This window comes from Stenotrophomonas sp. SAM-B (genome assembly GCF_013387485.1).
GTDB lineage: Bacteria > Pseudomonadota > Gammaproteobacteria > Xanthomonadales > Xanthomonadaceae > Stenotrophomonas > Stenotrophomonas maltophilia_AA.
On sequence record NZ_JABBXB010000054.1, the window covers coordinates 1 to 427 of the forward strand.

Annotated in this window: 1 rRNA gene; it reads left to right on the forward strand. The window is 56.9% G+C overall.

Annotated features, from left to right (window positions below):
* A 16S ribosomal RNA gene (locus tag HH110_RS19205) occupies nt 1–427 on the forward strand; the annotation flags it as partial.

Genomic DNA, 427 nt, shown 5'->3' on the forward strand with positions numbered 1-427 from the left:
AGCAGTGGGGAATATTGGGCAATGGGCGAAAGCCTGACCCAGCAACGCCGCGTGAGGGAAGAAGGCCTTCGGGTCGTAAACCTCTGTCCTTTGGGACGAAGGAAGTGACGGTACCAAAGGAGGAAGCCCCGGCTAACTACGTGCCAGCAGCCGCGGTAATACGTAGGGGGCGAGCGTTGTCCGGAATGATTGGGCGTAAAGGGCGCGTAGGCGGCCTGTTAAGTCTGGAGTGAAAGTCCTGCTTTCAAGGTGGGAATTGCTTTGGATACTGATGGGCTTGAGTGCAGGAGAGGTAAGCGGAATTCCCGGTGTAGCGGTGAAATGCGTAGAGATCGGGAGGAACACCAGTGGCGAAGGCGGCTTACTGGACTGCAACTGACGCTGAGGCGCGAAAGTGTGGGGAGCAAACAGGATTAGATACCCGTGT